The organism is Corynebacterium jeikeium, from assembly GCA_003955985.1.
Lineage (GTDB): Bacteria > Actinomycetota > Actinomycetes > Mycobacteriales > Mycobacteriaceae > Corynebacterium > Corynebacterium jeikeium_D.
Window position 1 is genome coordinate 504,157 of record CP033784.1, and the last position, 17,894, is coordinate 522,050.

The following is a 17,894-nucleotide window of genomic DNA, read 5'->3' on the forward strand; positions in this document are numbered from 1 at the left end:
GTCCCTCTAGAGTGTCGTACAACTCGCTAGAGCGCTACTCGGAGTAGTAACTGCGCGTGCCCCCGCTATCAGTTTCGGTCATGCGCTGCGAGAATCCGGAGTGTGATTTAAGCTATGCGTACACCGATTGGTCGGGGGATTGGCCGTCGAGTGAACACAAGGGGCGACACATAGCGGGGGGATTTTTGTGACTAGTGCACAGGCGGAGATTTCGGCTACCCGAAAAGCGGGGCCGCAGCCTATGACAGGCACAATCGCGCCGGATGCGCCTCCAGAAGCGCCGGAGCCACAGCCGGTGCCGCTGATGCGTGCACTCATGCCGTTAATCATGGTCGTGGCGGTGGTCGGCATGGTGGTGTTGATGTTTGTCTCTGGGATGGGACGTAACCCGATGTCGTTTATGTTTCCGCTGATGATGGTGTTTTCCACTGTGGGCATGATGGTGTCGGGCGGGGCGGGAAATAAGGACATGGCACCGGCGCGGAAGGACTATCAGAGGCATTTGTCCAGTATTCGCCGCGCGGTGGCGAAAGCAGCGAGGATGCAGCGTGAATCGGCGCAGTTTATCCACCCTCGGCCTGGAACTCTGTGGCAGCTGGGGGCGATGGGGCGGGCGTGCGAGCGTCGAAAGGGGGACTCGGATTTCTTGCAGCTGCGCATCGGGGTGGCAACGCAGCAGCCCGCAACGCCTGTAACACCACCGGCAATTCCGGCGCCCGAGAAACTGGATCCGGTTTCCGCCGTAGCACTGCGGGAAGTTATTCGATCGGCTCGTCAGGTTGAGGGAGTGCCCTTTGCCATAGATGTGTCGGCCTTTGAGATTATCGCGCTCACTGGAGATACCGCGGCGCAGGGGCTGGCTCGAGCGATGGTCGCCCAAGCTGCTGCGCTGCATCATCCGGAGGATTGCCTGATTGCAGTTGTGGGAGATGAGTGGGAATGGCTGAAATGGACGCCACACCACGGACACCCCGCAGTTACTGATGCCTGTGGCCCAGCGCGGTTGCGGGCGGCGACGTGTGTGCAGCTGACTGAGCTGCTCACGGCTATCGACACACTGCCAGCTGCTGTGCTGATTGTGCTGACGGATTCGAACGGACAGCTAGATGTCACTGAACTGACACCGATTTTTGACGCGACGGGGTCGGAGACCTCGGTAGTTTTGCTGACCGTCGTGGAAGCGCAGTCAACGTTGTGGGAGGCAGCGGTTCACCATGGCATCGCGCTGGTTGTTTCCACTACTGCTGTGCATGCGGAAACCGCGTCCGGACGGGAGGAGATTGGCGTACCTGATCAGCTGAGTCCAGCAGAAGCGGAGGTGCTTGGGCGGAGCTTGGCGCGTTTTGAAGTGCCAACAAGCGCAGATGATTCTGTTAAGACCTCGGAAGACCCGGTCATGGAGGAGCTCGGGCTGTACCCGCCTCCGACAACTCTGCGCTACCGACCGCGCTACGGCAGTGCTCGTCTGCGCATTCCTGTTGGAGCTGATGACGGTGGTGCTCCGGTCTATCTGGATTTTAAGGAGAGTGCTGAGGGCGGCATGGGGCCACACGGTCTGTGCGTTGGTGCCACAGGGTCGGGTAAGTCGGAATTCCTCCGAACGACCGTGGTAGGGCTCGCAGCTACGCACAGCCCGGATCAGTTGAACTTTGTGCTGGTGGACTTCAAAGGCGGGGCGACGTTTCTGGGACTGGATCAATTGCCTCATGTCTCGGCGGTGATTACCAACTTGGAGCAGGAGCTTATCCTGGTCAACCGCATGGAAGACGCACTGCGCGGTGAGATGACGCGGCGCCAAGAGCAGCTGCGCGCTGCAGGGAATTTCGCCGGTGTCAGCGATTATGAGCAAGCCCGGCGCGCTGGGCAGATAGATGCGCCACCCATGCCCGCGTTGCTGATTGTGGTGGATGAGTTTTCAGAGCTGCTCTCCGCACGCCCGGAGTTTGCTGAGCTCTTCGTTGCGATTGGTCGGTTGGGGCGCAGTTTGCACATGCATTTGCTGCTGGCCAGTCAGCGTCTGGAGGAAGGCCGCTTGCGCGGGCTGGAAAGCCATCTTTCCTATCGCATTGGGTTGAAGACCTTTTCCGTCGCGGAGTCCCGCAGCGTGCTAGGTGTTCCGGACGCCTATCATCTGCCGGCCATCCCGGGCATTGGGTATATCAAATCTGCTGCCGCCGAACCGGTGCGGTTTCGGTCGGCGTATGTTTCCGGCCCGGTGGTCCGTCCGCAGCCTATTGACGGTGCGACGGCTGGGGCAGAGCAGAGGCTGCAGGGGCAGGTCGCAGCTGTCACTGAATTTACCGCTGAAAATTGGACGCGGGAGGCTTTCGGTGCGTCGTTAAGCGATGGTGGAATGGTGGACCCGCCTGCGCAGACATCGGAGCAGACGGTGCTCGGTGCCGTGGTGGCAGCGGTGTCGCACGTACCGACACGTGCGCATCGGGTGTGGCTGCCGCCACTACCGGAGGCCATCGAGCTTCAGCCCGACGAGCAGCTGCCGCGACAGCGATTGACCGGTGTGATTGGGCTGGTGGACAAGCCGCTGTTTCAGCGTCAGGACCCACTGCGTATTGACCTGCGCACGACCGGCGGGCACATGGCAATCGTCGGAGCGCCGCGGTCAGGAAAGACCACTGCCGCACGCACAGCGATCCTCGCGCTTGCCGACGGCATCAGCGCCCGTGACCTGCATTTTTATATCGTCGACTGTGGTGCGGGCGGCTTGAGCGACCTGGCTGAGTTGCCGCATGTCGCGTCGGTTGCACACCGCGGAGACGAGGAGCTTATTCGCCGTACGATTGGTTTTTTGCGTCGTGAGGTAAGTCGTCGGGAACAGCTCTTTCGCACTAATGGATGGCTCTCTCCGGAAGCAGCACGGGCGGCAGGGCAGCCGGATTCGGTGTTGGTCATTGACGGCTGGGGTGCGTTCAAAACGGAGTTTCCGGCGCTGAGCGACGATGTGCAGGCGCTGGTTGCAGATGGATTGGCGGTGGGAATTCATGTCCTGCTCACGGCCTATCGCTGGACGGACATGAGACCTGCCGTTCGCGACCTGATTGGTACGCGGATTGAGCTGCGGCAGGCGGAGTCGATGGATTCAATGATTGACCGTAAGGCAGCAGAGCTGGTGCCGGAGAGCCCAGGACGCGGAGTCGCGCCGGGCGGGTTTGCGATGCTGGTAGCTCTCACCGGCGTTGCAGACGCTAAGCGGATTGCAGAGACAGCGCCGCACGGTGAGCAGGCACCAAAGCTCCAGTTGTTGCCGCGGCGGATTGATATTGCGCGTTTGCCACGACCAGCGGCCGCGACGAGAGGTGCGATTGCAGTGGGGCTCGAAGAAGCCGGTCTGGGCGCGGTGATATTCCACCCAGAAAAGGATCGTCACCTACTGATATTCGGTTCGGCGGGCAGTGGCAGAACCGCCGCGCTGAGGGGCATCGTGCACCAGCTGCGGTACTCGCAGTTGGACTCGAAATTCGTCGTGATTGACTACCGCCGTGGGCTCATGGAGGCCGTGCCCGAAGAGCGGCTGGCCGGCTATGCAGGCTCGGCTGCGGTGGCGACGCCCATGCTGGCAGAGCTGGCAGAGGTACTGAAGGCTCGTCTCCCGCAACCGGATATCACCCCAGCGCAGTTGAAGGCCCGAAATTGGTGGAGTGGTCCAACCATCAATGTCATCGTGGATGACTATGACCTCGTGGCTGGCTCACGGGGTAACCCCTTGCAGCCGCTGGTAGAAGTCATCGCTCACGCCGCCGACATTGGGCTCAATATCTTTTTCGCCCGTCGAATCAGCGGGGCGTTGCGTTCCCTCCACGACCCGGTCATGGGGGCGGTTAAGGATCAGGGCGCCAGCGTCTTTGTCATGGATGGCACACGCGACGACGGCCCCATCCTCGGCGTAAAGCCCTGCGAACAGCCTCCGGGTCGTGGCTATTGGGTGGCGCACGGCCAGAGTCCGCAGGTTGTGCAGTTGGGTTTGTTGGATACTGCTGGTGACCAGGAGGACAGTTGATGATTCGGGTCGATTCTCCTGACACCACTCAGACCCCGACGCTGCGCCACGGTACCTGGCATCTGTGGGGACTCGCGGCACCTGCAGACACCACAGAACTGGCGGTGCATGGCCCTAGACCGCTTCTCGAGAGCATGCAAACAGTCATTGTGCCCAGCTATTGGGGTGCTGTGCGACAGTGCCGGCTGGCCTCCGCGCTATTGGCTGCCGAACTCAATCCGTACATCCTGACGCTTGCCGACGCCGTTGTGGAACTCGATGAGGCAACTGTGTCTCATAGCGTGTTGGTGGAAGTAGAGGAAACGCGTGTCTGTGTCACTCGTCTGAGCGGTGGGCACATTGCCAGTCGGATGACACATTTGGTCGGAGCGAACGACAGCGCACCGCTGGTGGAAACAGTCATTGCGCTGGCTTATCAGCTGACCATGTATCCGGATGCGCCCCAGGGGATACCTGATGATGTGGAAGTTAGCGGTGGGCGCGGTATCACCGAGTATCCGCCCCGCTGGCAGGAGGATATCGAGTTCATCGTCGGCGAAGTTCCACCTGGGCTAGCGAACCCGCGGCGAGCTCTACTAGTCGATCGTCTGCGCGATCGTGGTTTTTTAGTCTTCGACTGCCCAGCCTCGCGGCTCGGGGAGTGCGTAAATCCGGCCTGGTTGAAAAGCATCGGCGACGCTGAAGTCGGTGAAGTGGAGCAATTGGAGGATCTCGCGGGGAGGCGTCCTGCAGCCAGGGTAGAAGCCAGCGCAGTGTCGAATCAAAGCGCAGTTGTGTCAGTAGCTGCCGTTGGTTTGTTGACGGTGGTGGTGCTGATTGTTGGGATTGCTGCATGGCTCGTTAGTGGCGGCATAGGCAGGGAGAACGAGGGGAGGCAGAAGCAGCGTGAGACATCGCACGCACAGGCTCCTCCTGTAACTACGCCGCCTGTAACTACGCCACCACCCGCATCGAAACCGGTTCCCGATTCTGCTCCAATAGTCAAACTGACCAATGCGGGCGTGGAAGCTCGGTTTCCCGGCGGGTGGGAGCTTGATTCGGCAAGTCCGTTCGACCGTCTGATTGCGGTGGATGGCGGAGATATGCGCGTATTGGTGCTCGCTAGCCCGCTTTCGCAGGACATGGCGCTTGAACATCTAGCAGCAGCTTTGAGTAGCTCCGTTGCCGGGGATGAGACAAAGTCCGCGCCGGAACGCAGGCAAGTACTGGGCACCGATGTCGTAGTCGTAGAAGAGCGGCTGCCGTCAGGTAATTCGATAGTGCTCTGGCATCACAAAGTGATGGACGGAACTCAAGTCAGTGTGGGGTGCCAGTTCAGAGGAAGGACTATTGCGCCGGTACGACCCGTATGCGACCAGGCAGTAGTAAGCGCTCGGCCGGTGCCGTAACACGCAAGGGGCGTAGAGAAAGTGACTGGGGGATGGGCGGGGGTAGGCAGGGGTAAAGGTTGGAAAACCAAAATGGAACCGAATCGGGGTTTTTCGCGCCAAACAATATGACGGGTTTTTAACGCGGGAAGCTGGCTGGCTCGCGCGGGGAGGTAAAAATGCCGTCGTTAATCAGTCACTCAACACGAATAAGGGGGAAACAGTGGCAAACCTATTTGCAGCCGAATCAGATCAAATGACCACTACCGCGGGGGACGTCGATGGCGTCAACTCGGAAGTACAGGGCGAGCTGGGGCGCATTCGAGGCGTCGTGGACGGTCTGGCGGGGGAATGGAAGGGCCAGGCTAAAGACAGCTTCGATGATCTGATGCTTCGTTGGGATGACGCAGCTATGCGTCTATCCAATGCGCTGACGGATATCGCGGATAACATCCGCGCAAATTCCAGCAGCTTCGATGCGGGCGAGGACGAGGGGGCGTCGTCGTTCAAGCAGGTGGCAGCAGCGGGTGCGTCGTTGCTGAACCTCTAAACGTTTTATCGAATCGCACAACCACAACACTGAATCACACAACACACATCACCTTTTGGGGAAAGGGTTCTTAATGCAACCAATTAGGTACAGTTTTGGCGGCATCGACGGTGCTGCCGATGACATTCGGTCCACTTCTGGCACCATCAACGGGCTGCTCGGAGATTTGAAGAAGCGCATCGCGCCGATGGTCTCTACGTGGGAGGGTGACTCTTCGGATTCTTACCAGGAGGCTCAGCGTGAATGGGACACAGCAGCGGAGGAGCTCAATATGATTCTCACGACTATCGCGGATACGGTCAGCGCAGGTAGCCAGCGAATGGCGGATATTAACCGCCGCGCGGCAGCTAGCTGGGGATAGCTTGGTTCCTGCTTGAGGCACTTTTGATTGAGCTATGTAACCGGGGGAGGGGAGGACATTGCTCAATTGAGATCTTCAGTTAGGTATCTGCCTTTGAAGTATTCTTGCTAGCAGCACTCCAGGGGGGAAAGGCCAGTCTCAGCAGTTTGCGGCTGAGACTGGCTTTGGCATTTTTTGTTCTAGTGCCATCTCAAGGTAGAGTAGTCAAACTGTGTGCGCACACGTGAATGTTGCCTCGGGTCTCCACCGGCCGCCGGGGAATAACAACAGTGTGCACGGTGGCTGGCAAATCTACACGGACCCTAAAAGGAGTCATGTTGTCTACTTTCCATCCGAAGGACGGTGACATCGAGCGCAAGTGGTACGTCATCGACGCTACCGACGTTGTTCTCGGCCGTCTGGCTACTCACGCCGCAGACTTGCTGCGCGGTAAGGGCAAGGCTTACTTCGCCCCTAACGTCGACTGCGGTGACCACGTCATCATCATCAACGCCGATAAGGTGCACGTCTCCTCTAACAAGCGGGAACGTGAGATGCGCTACCGCCACTCGGGCTTCCCGGGCGGCCTGAAGTCGATGACCCTGGGTCGTTCCCTCGAGGTTCACCCGGAGCGCGTTATCGCTGAGGCTATTGAGGGCATGATGCCGCACAACAAGCTTTCGCGTGCGTCCATCAAGAAGCTGCACGTCTTCGCCGGTTCCGAGCACCCGTTCGCCGGTCAGAAGCCTGAAAACTACGAGATCAAGGCGGTGGCACAGTGACCAACCCACAGGACGTCAATGAGAACCAGAACGTAGAGGCCACCGAGGCTTCCTACGATGATGTTCAGGCTGCCGCTGCTGCTGCCACTGAAGAGTTCACCTCTTCCATCGGCGACGCAGTTGCTACCGAGACCGAGGCTGAGGCTGCTCCGGCTGCACCGCTGACCCTGGATCGTCCGATTCAGACTGTCGGTCGTCGTAAGCGCGCTGTCGCCCGCGTCGTTCTGACCGCTGGTTCCGGCAAGATTGTCTGCAACGGCCGCGAGCTCGAGGATTACTTCCCGAACAAGCTGCACCAGCAGGAGATCAAGGATCCGCTGGTCCTGGTCGAGCGCGAGAGCCAGTTCGACATCAAGGCCAACATCAACGGTGGTGGCCCGTCCGGTCAGGCCGGTGCTCTGCGCCTGGCTATTGCTCGTGCCCTGAACGAGTTCAACCCGGAGGAGCGCAGCGTTCTCAAGAAGGCTGGCTTCCTCACCCGCGACGCTCGTGCTGTCGAGCGCAAGAAGGCTGGTCTGCACAAGGCCCGTCGCGCACCGCAGTACTCCAAGCGTTAAGCTTTACTGCTTCGAAAAGCACCTCAGTTTGCGTATTACACGCAAGCCGAGGTGCTTTTTTGGTTAAAGTCCGCAGTGACCAGGCATGGCTGCATTTTTGGGACAAGCCCCGTACGTTAGACTTTTATCCGTTAAAAACTGCCGCGAGAATCGTTTATCGCGGTGCGATTGCAGTGCGATGAAAGTGCGATTGCAGTGCGATGGGAAGAAGGAAACCGTATGGCGGTGAGCACCACAGCCACCAAGACCTCCGACGCGAAGAGCTCCTCTAGCTCGTCGTCGGTGGCGAAGCATCCCTTCCGCATTCGACGCGTACCAGGCATTGATGGGCTGCGCGGTCTGGCCGTTGCCACAGTGGTGATCTACCACTACTTCGATAATGTGCTGCCCGGTGGCTACATCGGTGTGGATATCTTCTTCGTGCTCTCCGGATTTCTTATCACCTCGCTTCTGGTGCGCGAACGCGCGGTCACTGGGCGCATCGATCTAAAGGACTTCTGGCTCCGTCGACTGCGCCGCATCGCTCCGGCTGCGATGTTCGTGTTGTTTATTTCCATCGCCGTCGCAGGTCTGGTCGGCGGGGATCCCGCTGTTGGCTTGTCGACGCAGTTTCTCGGCACGGTCTTTTTCGTCAATAACTGGACGCAGATTGCGGGTTCTCAGTCCTATTTCGCGGATTCCGGAGTGCAGCTGTTAGCGCACTACTGGTCACTGTCGGTGGAGGAGCAGTTCTACTTGCTCTGGCCATTGATCTTTGTGGCTCTTCTCGCCCTGAAGCTGGCATCTCGCAAGCTGGCAGCAGTGGCGGGCATTGGGGCGGTTGCTTCTTTCGTGTGGATGGTCTCGCTCTACGATCCGAAGGTCGACCCCACGAGGGTCTACTACGGTACCGATACTCACGCCTTTGGACTCCTGTTTGGCGCGGCCCTCGCATTGTGGTTGACATCGACGTCGTCACGCGCAGAGGCGGACTCCTGGCCACGCACAGAACCCCTGCTGCGGGACTTCTTTGGCAGTTCTGCCCAAGCTTTCGTAGTGGCCTCGCTGCCTCTGATCTTCCTTTCGTTGGTTCTGCTGATGATGTCGGATACTGCGTCGGCGACTTACCGCGGTGGGTTGGTGTTCGCCTCGTTGCTGTCGGTGGCGATTCTCTATCTTGTCGTTCGCGGTGTCTCACCCGTGCGTCAGATTTTTGAGTTCAAGCCACTGTGCTGGCTGGGAAAGATTTCCTTCTCGCTGTACCTGTGGCACTGGCCGGTCATCGTGCTCATCCGCGAACTGCTGGAGCGCAATGAGGCCATGCAGTATGAGAACCTCGCTGCCTTCGCAGGCATCGCGCTATCGCTGCTTTTGGCGAACTGGTCGTACAAGAATGTGGAATCGCCAATTCGCCGGATGGGTTACCGCCGTTGGATGTCGCAGTTTTCGGGCACGCAGTTTGCCGGTTCCTGGAAGCCGCGCGTTGCAGCAGGGCTGGCGCTGGTCGTCGTGGTTGGTGCAGTTGTGGGAATGGCCACGGCGCCGAAGATGACGCGTTTGGAGGCACAGCTACAGGAGGCAGCTGAGCGCCGTGCACAGGCACAAAAGGCGGAGGAAGCCGAGTTGGCCAAGCGCGTTATGCCGCGTGGTGACCAGATCACCGCTATCGGCGACTCTGTGATGCTCGCCTCGGCGTCCGCGTTGGAAGAGAAGCTGCCCGGTATCTATATCGATGCGGCTGTTTCTCGTGGTTATCCGGCTGCGCCAGAGATTATCGCCAGTATGAAGGCGGCGGGTACGCTCGATCCATTCGTCGTGCTGGGTCTTGGTATCAATCAGTCGGCTGCGGCATCGGACGAACACCTGTTGGATGAGATCCTCGATTCGCTGGGTGAAGACCGCATCATTGTCCTCATCAACCCGTACGGTGATCGTGTGTGGATGCCGCAGTCGGAGAGGGAAGTCCTCGACGCGGCAAAGAAGCGCGACAATGTCTATGTGTCTGACTGGTGTCATGGTGTGCGTGATGATTTGTCCAAGCTGCGCGCGGACCTTATCCACCCGACCCCGGATGGCGCCGAGGTCTATGCCAATGCCGTGGTCGATGCTTTCCAGCAGTATGCGAAGAACAAGAAACGCATTCCGGACACCTGCGGAATCTAATAAAAATCTAGTTAGTAGTGTTTCCACGGTAAAGTAAGTGGCTGTGGCCAAACAAAAGTCTTCCTCCAGTCACCGTGGATTAAAGATTTTCCTCGGCATCGTCCTCGGTATCTTCGCACTCTTCGGTGTGTTTTACGCTGTCGATTACGTGCTGAACAAGGACCATGTCCCGCGCGGGTCTACCGTCGCGGGGATTGACATCAGCACGCTGAGCGCGAATCACGCTGAGGCGAAGCTCGAAGAGCAGCTCGGTGATCTTTCCACTCACCCAGTGGCGTTGCGTGCCGGCGAACGCACGGCGGAGGTTCTGCCCGAGGAGGCGGGGCTGAGCATCGACTGGGAGAAGACGGTCGCGCAGGCGGGCAAGCAGACGGCAAACCCAGTTACCTGGGTGCGCAGTTTCTTTACTACCCGTGAGCTGGATTTGGTCAGCGATATCGATAACTCTAAGTTCGAGCCGCAGGTCGACCGTCTCGTCGGCGAACTGACTATTGCTCCCGTCGATGGTGAGGTCAAGCTTGTCGACGGCCGCGTGGAAACAACTCCACCGGTCATCGGCCAAGATGTCGACCGCAATGCGGTCAGCGGGGATTTGGCCGCCAAGTGGTTGTCGCCGGAGGGCATCGATGTAGAGACCACCGCGCACGACCCGGCTATCGGTGAGGAGCAGGTCCGTGAGGCAGCTGAGGGAGAGGCCGCCGATGCGGTGTCGGGCCCCATTGTTGCCAAGGGCCGTGATGGCAAAGATGGTGTAATTCCGCCGGAGCGCATGGCTGAAATCATCAGCTTTGTGCCGCGCGACGGCGGATTGGCCGCTGATATCAATGTCGACCGCGCACGCGAGATCCTCGAGGAGGGGCTGGCTGCTTCCGAGGTTGATAAGCGCAATGCGTCGATACGCTTTAGCGGTGGTGCGCGTGAAGTGGTCCCCTCGGTTGATGGCGTGGCCGTGAAGTGGGATGAAACTATGAAGGACTTCGCCGAGCGTGTGACTTCGACGGATAAGCGCGAGTTCGATGCGGTCTACGAGGACAAGCCCGCCACCTACACCACCGAACAAGCGGAAAGTGCCACCTTCGATGATGTCATTGGTGAGTTCACCACCGGTGGCTTCAGCTCGGCATCGGGAACAAACATTGCCCTGGTGTCGCAGATGGTCAACGGCGCATTCGTGGCGCCGGGCGATACATTCAGTCTGAACGGCTACACGGGTCCGCGCGGTACTGCGCAGGGTTTTGTCGAGTCGGGCATCATCCTCAACGGCCATGCGGATAAGGCTGTCGGTGGTGGCATTAGCCAGTTCGCCACCACTTTGTACAATGCTTCGTACTTTGCGGGCATGGAGGATGTCGCGCACACCCCGCACAGTTACTACATTTCGCGTTACCCGGCCGGCCGTGAGGCGACGGTGTACGAGGGTGCAATCGACCTAGCGTTTAAGAACAGTTCCGACACTCCGATTCTTATCGAGGCCGTTACTACTGGTTCCGACGTCACTGTGCGCATCAAGGGTGTGAAGAAGGTCAACGTCGAGTCCATCAATGGTGGCCGTTGGGCATACACGCAACCACAGCGTATGCAGGTCAGTGGCAGCTCTTGCCAGCCGTCGTCGGGTGCGCAGGGCTTCACCACTTCTGATACACGCGTTATTCGGGACCTCTCGGGCGCGGAAATCTCGCGTGAAACTCAGACTACGGTTTATGACCCGCAGCCAATTGTGTCCTGTGGCTAGTCTGGATTCGCCTGCGCGACCGGCTAAAGTAATACAGCATTGACAATGCAATAGTCCGCGATACCAAAACTCATAAAACCCCCAAGGAGTGGTCTAGCAACAATGGCACGTCTTTTCGGAACTGATGGCGTCCGCGGTTTGGCGAATAAGACTCTGACCGCACCGCTGGCAATGCGGCTGGGTGCTGCTGCGGCCACTGTGCTGACTAGCGGCACGAATCCGTCGGGGCGTCGTCCCCTGGCCATTGTTGGCCGCGATCCGCGTGTCTCCGGTGAGATGCTCGCCGCAGCGCTGTCTGCCGGCATGGCTTCCCAGGGCGTCGACGTTTTGCGTGTCGGCGTGCTGCCCACTCCGGCTGTCGCTTTCCTCACCGACGACTACGGTGCCGACATGGGTGTGATGATTTCGGCTTCTCACAACCCCATGCCGGACAACGGCATCAAGTTCTTCGCCGCGGGCGGCACCAAGCTTGACGACGCGGTGGAGAAGGAAATCGAACACGCTCTCCACAACCTGCCGGAGACCGGCCCCACGGGCACCGGAGTGGGGCGTGTCATCGAGGAGGCCCCAGACGGGCTCGACCGCTACCTGTTCCACCTCTCCCGTGCGGTCAGCACCAAGCTCGACGGCATTCGCGTCGTAGTGGATTGTGCAAATGGTGCTGCTTCGCAGGCCGCCCCCATGGCGTACGCGGCCGCCGGTGCCGACGTCGTCGCTATTCATGACAAGCCGAACTCCTACAACATCAACGACAACTGCGGTTCCACCCACATTGAGGTTTTGCGCGCGGCAGTGCTGGAGCACGGCGCGGATCTGGGTCTGGCTCACGATGGCGATGCCGACCGCTGCCTGGCTGTGGACTCGCAGGGCAACATCGTCGATGGTGACCAAATCATGGCCATCCTGGCCGTCGCCATGAAGGAAGAGGGGCTACTGCACCACAACACGCTGGTGGCCACTGTGATGAGTAACCTCGGCCTCAAGCTGGCGATGGAGGAAAACGATATCGCCCTGCGTACCACCAAGGTCGGCGACCGCTACGTGCTGGCAGATTTGAACGCCGGCGGTTACTCGCTCGGCGGTGAGCAGTCGGGGCATGTGGTCATTCCGGATCACGCCACCACTGGTGACGGCACCCTCACCGGTCTGTACCTCATGGCGCGGATGGCACGCACCGGTAAGTCTCTGGCTGAGCTGGCCTCCGTAATGAAGGTGCTGCCGCAGACTCTTATCAACGTGCCGGTGTCCAACAAGGCCGCAATTCTGGAGTCTGATGAGGTCAAGGCCGCCATCGATGCAGCCGAGGAGAAGCTGGGTTCCACCGGTCGCGTGCTGTTGCGCCCGTCCGGCACCGAGGAGCTCTTCCGCGTCATGGTGGAGGCCGCCGATGCGGAATCGGCCCGCAAGATTGCCGGGGAGTTAGCTGCGGTTGTGGCCGCAGTCTAGAGTCAGGAGTGTGGAAATGAATGACGCGCCAGAGGACATTAAAGCCCGCTTTGCCCCGGGTGAAGCCGACATCCAGGTAGAGGTGGTCGATCGTGACGGTCGGGTTCTCGGTACCGTCGGCAAGCTTGAAGCACACGTTCCGCCGGGAATTTTGCACCGTGCTTTTTCTCTTTTCCTCTTCGATGAGCAGGGACGCATGCTGCTGCAGCGCCGTGCGGAGTCGAAGTATCACTCACCACTGCTACTGACGAATGCGACCTGCTCGCACCCACTGCCGGGGGAGCCGGTGGCCGATGCCGTTGAGCGTCGTGCGAAGGAAGAGCTCGGTGCGGATGTCTCCCAGTTGGAGGAAATCGGCATTGTTATCTACCAGGTCATCGATGATCGTTCGGGATTGGCGGAGCACGAGTACAACCACGTGTACGCCGGCATCGTCGATCCGAAGTCGGTGGATATCAACCCCGATGAGGTCGATGAAGTGGTGTACGTGACTCCGCAGGAACTCGCAGAACGTCGCGCGAACGAACCGATGACGGAGTGGTTTAACCACGTCTGGGGTGTTGGGGCGGAGAAGTTCTCCAAGTACGGTTTCGACATTGCGGGTGTGCCGGGTATCCATGGCCCAGCGGAGGCGCAGGCTGCCGCGCAGTCGGTTTCGGAAAAGGATGTGTAGCTTCGTGACCAGCGTAGAAAACGCCAGCGTCGACGACTTTGGCCTCGACAAGTCCGAGGAATTGGAGACCGGGGAGTTCTATGCCCTGGCCAATGAACAGGGTGCCGCATTCGGTGAAGGCCATGCCAAGTCGATTTTGTTGGGTGAGCACTCTGTCGTCTACGGCAAGCCGGCTATCGCACTGCCGGTGACGTCGCTGCGCACGATGGCGTGGATTGACCGCGTGGAGGATTCTCCCGTCCTGTTTTCCATGGACGGCGAGGTCATCGACATCGACGAGCTGCCGGAGCGCTTTGCCTCCATCGCCGCTGCACTCCGCGCTGGCCTGCGCACCTTCGGTATTCCCGAACGCGACCTGCTGGTTCGTCTCCGCTCCGGTATCCCACCCGCTGCAGGGCTGGGTGGTTCTGCCGCAGTGGCACATGCGCTTATCGACGCAGTGCGTGACCTCGCCGATGGCACTCTGACCGAGCGTCAGCGCTTTGACCTGGTGCAGGAAGCTGAGCGTCTGGCGCACGGTAACCCCTCTGGCCTGGATGCCACGGTTGCCCGCGCATCGCGTCCGGTTTACTTCAAGCAGGGTGAGTTCCATCCGCTGAAGGTGGCCAAGAAGATGTGGCTAGTGCTGGGGGATACCGGTGTGCGTGGTTCGACGTCGCTGGCCGTTGCCCGCGTGCGTGGTTTCGTCGATTCCCACCGAGTCCACGGCCAAGAGTTGCTGGACCACTTGGGGCAGCTGGCCGATGGCGCGGTGCACAACCTGGCCAAGGGCGATTTTGCCCGTCTGGGGCATCGCATGGACTCGGCGCAGGAAGCGCTAGAGGAACTAGGTGTTGGGCATGAGTCCATCACCGATCTCGTCACTGCCGCCCGACTGGCAGGTGCCCACGGGGCAAAGCTCACTGGTGCCGGTTGCGGTGGCTGTGTGATGGCGCTGGCAGAGTCCGCCGATCACGCGGAACTGATTAGCCATGCCATGATGGGCGCCAATGCCGTTGCTACTTGGACTGTGGAGGTAAATCCCTCGTGACCACGACCGCTACCGCCGTCGCTCATCCCAACATCGCCCTGATTAAATACTGGGGCAAGCGCGATGAGGCCGTGCAGCTACCGGCCACAGGTTCGCTGTCCCTTACTCTGGGCATCGCTCCGACGACGACCACGGTGTCGCTTATCGACGATCCCAGCGTCACCGCCGACTCGGGCACTCTGAACGGCCAGGAGATGGTGGGCAAGGACCTCTCCCGTGTCCAGAAGTTTTTGGATTTGGTCCGCGAGCGTGCGGGCAGCACTAGCTTCGCAGAGGTGACCAGCACCAACGAGATTCCGACGGGTGCGGGTCTGGCTTCGTCCGCGTCGGGTTTTGGCGCTCTCGCGCTGGCCGCGGCGAAGGCCTACGGCCTGGACTACACCCCGGAACAGCTCTCGGCTCTGGCCCGTCGCGGTTCGGGCTCGGCCTGTCGCTCTATTTTCGGCGGCCTCGTTGAGTGGCTGCCCGGCGATGACGATGCTTCCAGCCACGCAGTGGCTCTGCCGGATTCCGGCCTGGACCTCTCCCTGGTCGTGGCGGTTTTGGCCCCGGGGCGCAAGAAGATTGACAGCCGTGCCGCCATGCGTCGCACGGTCGAGACATCACCGTTCTTCCCGGCCTGGGTGGAGCAGGTGCCCCGCGATATCGAGGACATGAAGGCCGCCATCGCCGCTGCGGACTTCACGGCGGTCGGCGAGCTTGCCGAGGCCAACGCCATGCGCATGCACGCCACTATGCTGGGGGCTCTTCCTCCGGTGCGGTACTGGAATCCGGATTCGGTGGCGGCTCTCGATCTCGTCGCTACGCTGCGTGACGAGGGCACCGAGTGCTACGCCACCATGGATGCCGGGCCGAACGTGAAGGTGCTGTGCCGCAGCGGCGATGCCGAGACCATCGCGGATCGTTTCCGCGCAGAGTTCGAGGATATTGACGTGCTGGTTTCCGGCTCCGGCCCCGGCGCTTACCTGGTGTAGCTGGGGGAGTAGTTGAGCAACGCTAAAGGCGGACCTATCGAAGGCGAGTCCATCGGCCGTGGCTGCGGCAAGCTGTACCTCACTGGTGAGTATGCGGTGATGGATGTCGAGGGGCTGGCCGTCATCGCAGGAGTCGACCGCTATGTGACAGTTCGGTGCCGCGATGCCGAACCATCGCAGCCGGTCTCTCGCGTGTACTCCAGCTATTACGGCCCGCAGGGGCGCGTCATTGATATCGATGCACCAGATGACATCGCTACCCATACGATTTCCCTGGTCTATCGCATTGCTGCGGGCGAGTTGGAAAACACCCCAGAGCGCCCCATAAATATCGTCATTGAATCAGACCTCGATGACGCCGACAGTGGTGCGAAGTATGGCCTGGGATCCTCCGGGGCTGTCGCTGTGGCTGTAACTCGTGCGCTGGGGACGCACCTGGGTCTGGAGCTGGATTCACTGGACGTGTACAAGATTGCGATGGTGGCCACGCTTCTGGCTGGTGCAGCTGGTTCCGGCGGCGATATCGCGTGCTCCGCGCACGGCGGGGTGGTGCTCTATCGCCGGCCGAATCCGACGGCGCTCGCAGAGCTCGTGGCGGCTGATCCTGTCGCTGCCGTGGCGGCACCGTGGCCGAATCTTCGCATTGACGCCCGCACCGACCTCGGTGGGCTACAACTGTTGGTCGGCTGGACGGGCAGTCCGGTGAAGACGGACTCGCAGTTGAAGAAGGCCGGTGGCGCAGACCGTGATTTTGTGCGCGGGGTCTCGTCGATAAGCGAAAGACTCTGGCAGGCGCTTGCCGACGGCGACCACACCGCGGCGTTTGCCTGCCTGCGTGAGAATCGGACGCTGCTGCAGGACTATGAGCGTGAGCGTGCTGTATGCATCGAGACGGAGAAACTGAAAGCGCTCGCCGACATCGCCGATGGCGCGGGGGCCGCGGGCAAGAGCAGCGGCTCCGGTGGTGGTGACTGCGGAATCGCGCTGGTGGGAGTCTCAGATGGTGTCGATGCTGAGAGTTCGACCCGAGAGACTGCCGCGGACATCACCGCGCGCTGGCAAGCAGCTGGCATCCGGCCGTTGCCGCTGAAGCTGGCCGCTCAACTTTGACCACAATTTTTAGACCGTAGAATTTAAGACAGCTGGAATTTACAGAAGCTGGGAACCGAAGCTGCATGCAGCTAGAAAGGGTCGCATAGGACAATGGCTGAAAAGAGCTCGCACGACCTGGAATATGCACACGTACCGCTGAGCTGGATTGGTCCGGTGCGCATTAGTGGCAACGTCATGAATGACGAGGTGAAGATTCCGCTGGCGACTTACGAGACCCCGCTGTGGCCGTCGTGTGGTCGCGGTGCGAAGGTCTCCCGCATGATCGAAGGTGGCATTACCTGCACTTTCGTCGGTGAGAAGATGACCCGATCGGTGATTTTCACTCTCGACTCGGCAGCGGATGCCGTCATTGCGCGCGACAACATCCTGTCTCGTTATGACGAGCTGAAGAAGGTCGTGGAGTCCTCCTCGCGTTTTGCCAAGCTGGTAGATATTCACTTCCAGATCGCATCGCGTCTTCTCTTTGTCCGCTTTGACTTCTTCTCCGGTGATGCCTCGGGCCACAACATGGCCACGCTGGCGTCTGAGCGTTTGATGTCCTACCTGATGGAGCAGATGCCAGAGTTGGGCTATGGCTCCATCTCGGGCAACTACTGCACCGATAAGAAGACCTCCGCAGTCAATGGCATTCTGGGCCGCGGTAAGTACGTAATCGCCGAGGCCGTCATTCCGGAGCCGGTTGTCCGCGAGCGTCTGCGCACAACTGCCAAGCGCCTGGCTGAGCTCAACGAACGCAAGAACCTCGTCGGCTCCATCATGGCCGGTTCGCTGCGCAGCGGTAATGCGCACTACGCCAATATGCTGCTGGGCTTTTACCTCGCTACCGGTCAGGACGCTGCGAATATCGTCGAAGGCTCGCAGGGGCTGACGCAGGTAGAGGCGCTTGACGACGGCTCCGTGCGCTTTAGCTGCACCCTGCCACATTTGATCGTCGGTTCCGTGGGCAACGGCAAGGGCTTGGACTTCGTGGAGAAGAATCTCACAGCGCTGGGCTGCAAGGAGGACCGTGAGCCGGGCGAGAATGCCCGTCGTCTAGCAGCGTGCTGCGCGGCAATCGTCTGGTGTGGTGAGCTTTCCCTGCTCGCGGCACAGACGAACCCGGGGGAGCTGATGGAGGCGCACGTTTCTATCGAGCGTGCGAAGTAGTGCTTTGCAACAATTCGCAAAACCTAA

At 60.2% G+C, this 17,894-nt stretch carries 14 protein-coding genes; all 14 read left to right on the forward strand.

Annotated features, from left to right (window positions below; all coding sequences use genetic code 11):
* Window positions 1-241: 241 nt before the first annotated feature.
* The 14 genes from eccCa (at window position 242) to EGX79_02315 (ending at window position 17,867) form a co-directional block, all read left to right on the forward strand.
* Window positions 242-4,015: a type VII secretion protein EccCa gene (gene eccCa / locus EGX79_02250; protein ID AYX81108.1), complete on the forward strand. Its 3,774-nt coding sequence runs from the start codon at window positions 242-244 to the stop codon at window positions 4,013-4,015.
* Window positions 4,015-5,403: a type VII secretion-associated protein gene (locus EGX79_02255; GenBank protein AYX81109.1), complete on the forward strand. Its 1,389-nt coding sequence runs from the start codon at window positions 4,015-4,017 to the stop codon at window positions 5,401-5,403. The genes eccCa and EGX79_02255 overlap by 1 nt, the downstream gene beginning before the upstream one ends.
* 202 nt (window positions 5,404-5,605) lie before the next feature.
* Window positions 5,606-5,932 (forward strand): WXG100 family type VII secretion target, encoded by a 327-nt coding sequence (locus EGX79_02260; protein ID AYX81110.1) that lies wholly within the window; start codon window positions 5,606-5,608, stop codon window positions 5,930-5,932.
* Between the two features lie 73 nt (window positions 5,933-6,005).
* Window positions 6,006-6,293, forward strand: a complete 288-nt coding sequence (locus EGX79_02265; GenBank protein AYX81111.1) for a WXG100 family type VII secretion target — start codon at window positions 6,006-6,008, stop codon at window positions 6,291-6,293.
* Between the two features lie 317 nt (window positions 6,294-6,610).
* Window positions 6,611-7,054 carry a 50S ribosomal protein L13 gene (locus tag EGX79_02270; protein ID AYX82684.1) on the forward strand — a complete coding sequence of 148 codons (444 nt, stop codon included), beginning with the start codon at window positions 6,611-6,613 and terminating at the stop codon, window positions 7,052-7,054.
* Window positions 7,051-7,611, forward strand: coding sequence for a 30S ribosomal protein S9 (locus EGX79_02275; GenBank protein ID AYX81112.1), 561 nt, complete (start codon window positions 7,051-7,053; stop codon window positions 7,609-7,611). Before EGX79_02270 ends, EGX79_02275 begins: the two co-directional genes overlap by 4 nt.
* 219 nt (window positions 7,612-7,830) lie before the next feature.
* Complete coding sequence (locus EGX79_02280) at window positions 7,831-9,753, forward strand: acetyltransferase (GenBank protein AYX81113.1); 1,923 nt, start codon at window positions 7,831-7,833, stop codon at window positions 9,751-9,753.
* Window positions 9,754-9,796: 43 nt separating this feature from the next.
* Window positions 9,797-11,485 (forward strand): hypothetical protein, encoded by a 1,689-nt coding sequence (locus tag EGX79_02285; protein AYX81114.1) that lies wholly within the window; start codon window positions 9,797-9,799, stop codon window positions 11,483-11,485.
* Between the two features lie 102 nt (window positions 11,486-11,587).
* The gene (locus EGX79_02290; protein ID AYX81115.1) at window positions 11,588-12,931 is read left to right on the forward strand and encodes a phosphoglucosamine mutase; all 1,344 of its coding nucleotides are present in this window, start codon (window positions 11,588-11,590) and stop codon (window positions 12,929-12,931) included.
* A 16-nt stretch (window positions 12,932-12,947) separates the two neighbouring features.
* Window positions 12,948-13,604, forward strand: coding sequence for an isopentenyl-diphosphate Delta-isomerase (locus EGX79_02295; GenBank protein ID AYX81116.1), 657 nt, complete (start codon window positions 12,948-12,950; stop codon window positions 13,602-13,604).
* A 4-nt stretch (window positions 13,605-13,608) separates the two neighbouring features.
* Window positions 13,609-14,634, forward strand: coding sequence for a mevalonate kinase (mvk, locus tag EGX79_02300; GenBank protein AYX82685.1), 1,026 nt, complete (start codon window positions 13,609-13,611; stop codon window positions 14,632-14,634).
* Window positions 14,631-15,608 carry a diphosphomevalonate decarboxylase gene (gene mvaD, locus EGX79_02305; protein AYX81117.1) on the forward strand — a complete coding sequence of 326 codons (978 nt, stop codon included), beginning with the start codon at window positions 14,631-14,633 and terminating at the stop codon, window positions 15,606-15,608. The genes mvk and mvaD overlap by 4 nt, the downstream gene beginning before the upstream one ends.
* A 12-nt stretch (window positions 15,609-15,620) precedes the next feature.
* Complete coding sequence (locus tag EGX79_02310) at window positions 15,621-16,718, forward strand: phosphomevalonate kinase (GenBank protein AYX81118.1); 1,098 nt, start codon at window positions 15,621-15,623, stop codon at window positions 16,716-16,718.
* A gap of 93 nt (window positions 16,719-16,811) precedes the next feature.
* Complete coding sequence (locus tag EGX79_02315; GenBank protein ID AYX81119.1) at window positions 16,812-17,867, forward strand: hydroxymethylglutaryl-CoA reductase; 1,056 nt, start codon at window positions 16,812-16,814, stop codon at window positions 17,865-17,867.
* The last annotated feature ends 27 nt before the right edge of the window (window positions 17,868-17,894 follow it).

Coding starts and splice junctions, on each gene's coding strand:
- eccCa (AYX81108.1), top strand. CDS start 242: ATGACAGGCACAATCGCGCCGGATGCGCCTCCAGAAGCGCCGGAGCCA.
- EGX79_02255 (AYX81109.1), top strand. CDS start 4,015: ATGATTCGGGTCGATTCTCCTGACACCACTCAGACCCCGACGCTGCGC.
- EGX79_02265 (AYX81111.1), top strand. CDS start 6,006: ATGCAACCAATTAGGTACAGTTTTGGCGGCATCGACGGTGCTGCCGAT.
- EGX79_02280 (AYX81113.1), top strand. CDS start 7,831: ATGGCGGTGAGCACCACAGCCACCAAGACCTCCGACGCGAAGAGCTCC.
- EGX79_02290 (AYX81115.1), top strand. CDS start 11,588: ATGGCACGTCTTTTCGGAACTGATGGCGTCCGCGGTTTGGCGAATAAG.
- EGX79_02295 (AYX81116.1), top strand. CDS start 12,948: ATGAATGACGCGCCAGAGGACATTAAAGCCCGCTTTGCCCCGGGTGAA.
- EGX79_02315 (AYX81119.1), top strand. CDS start 16,812: ATGGCTGAAAAGAGCTCGCACGACCTGGAATATGCACACGTACCGCTG.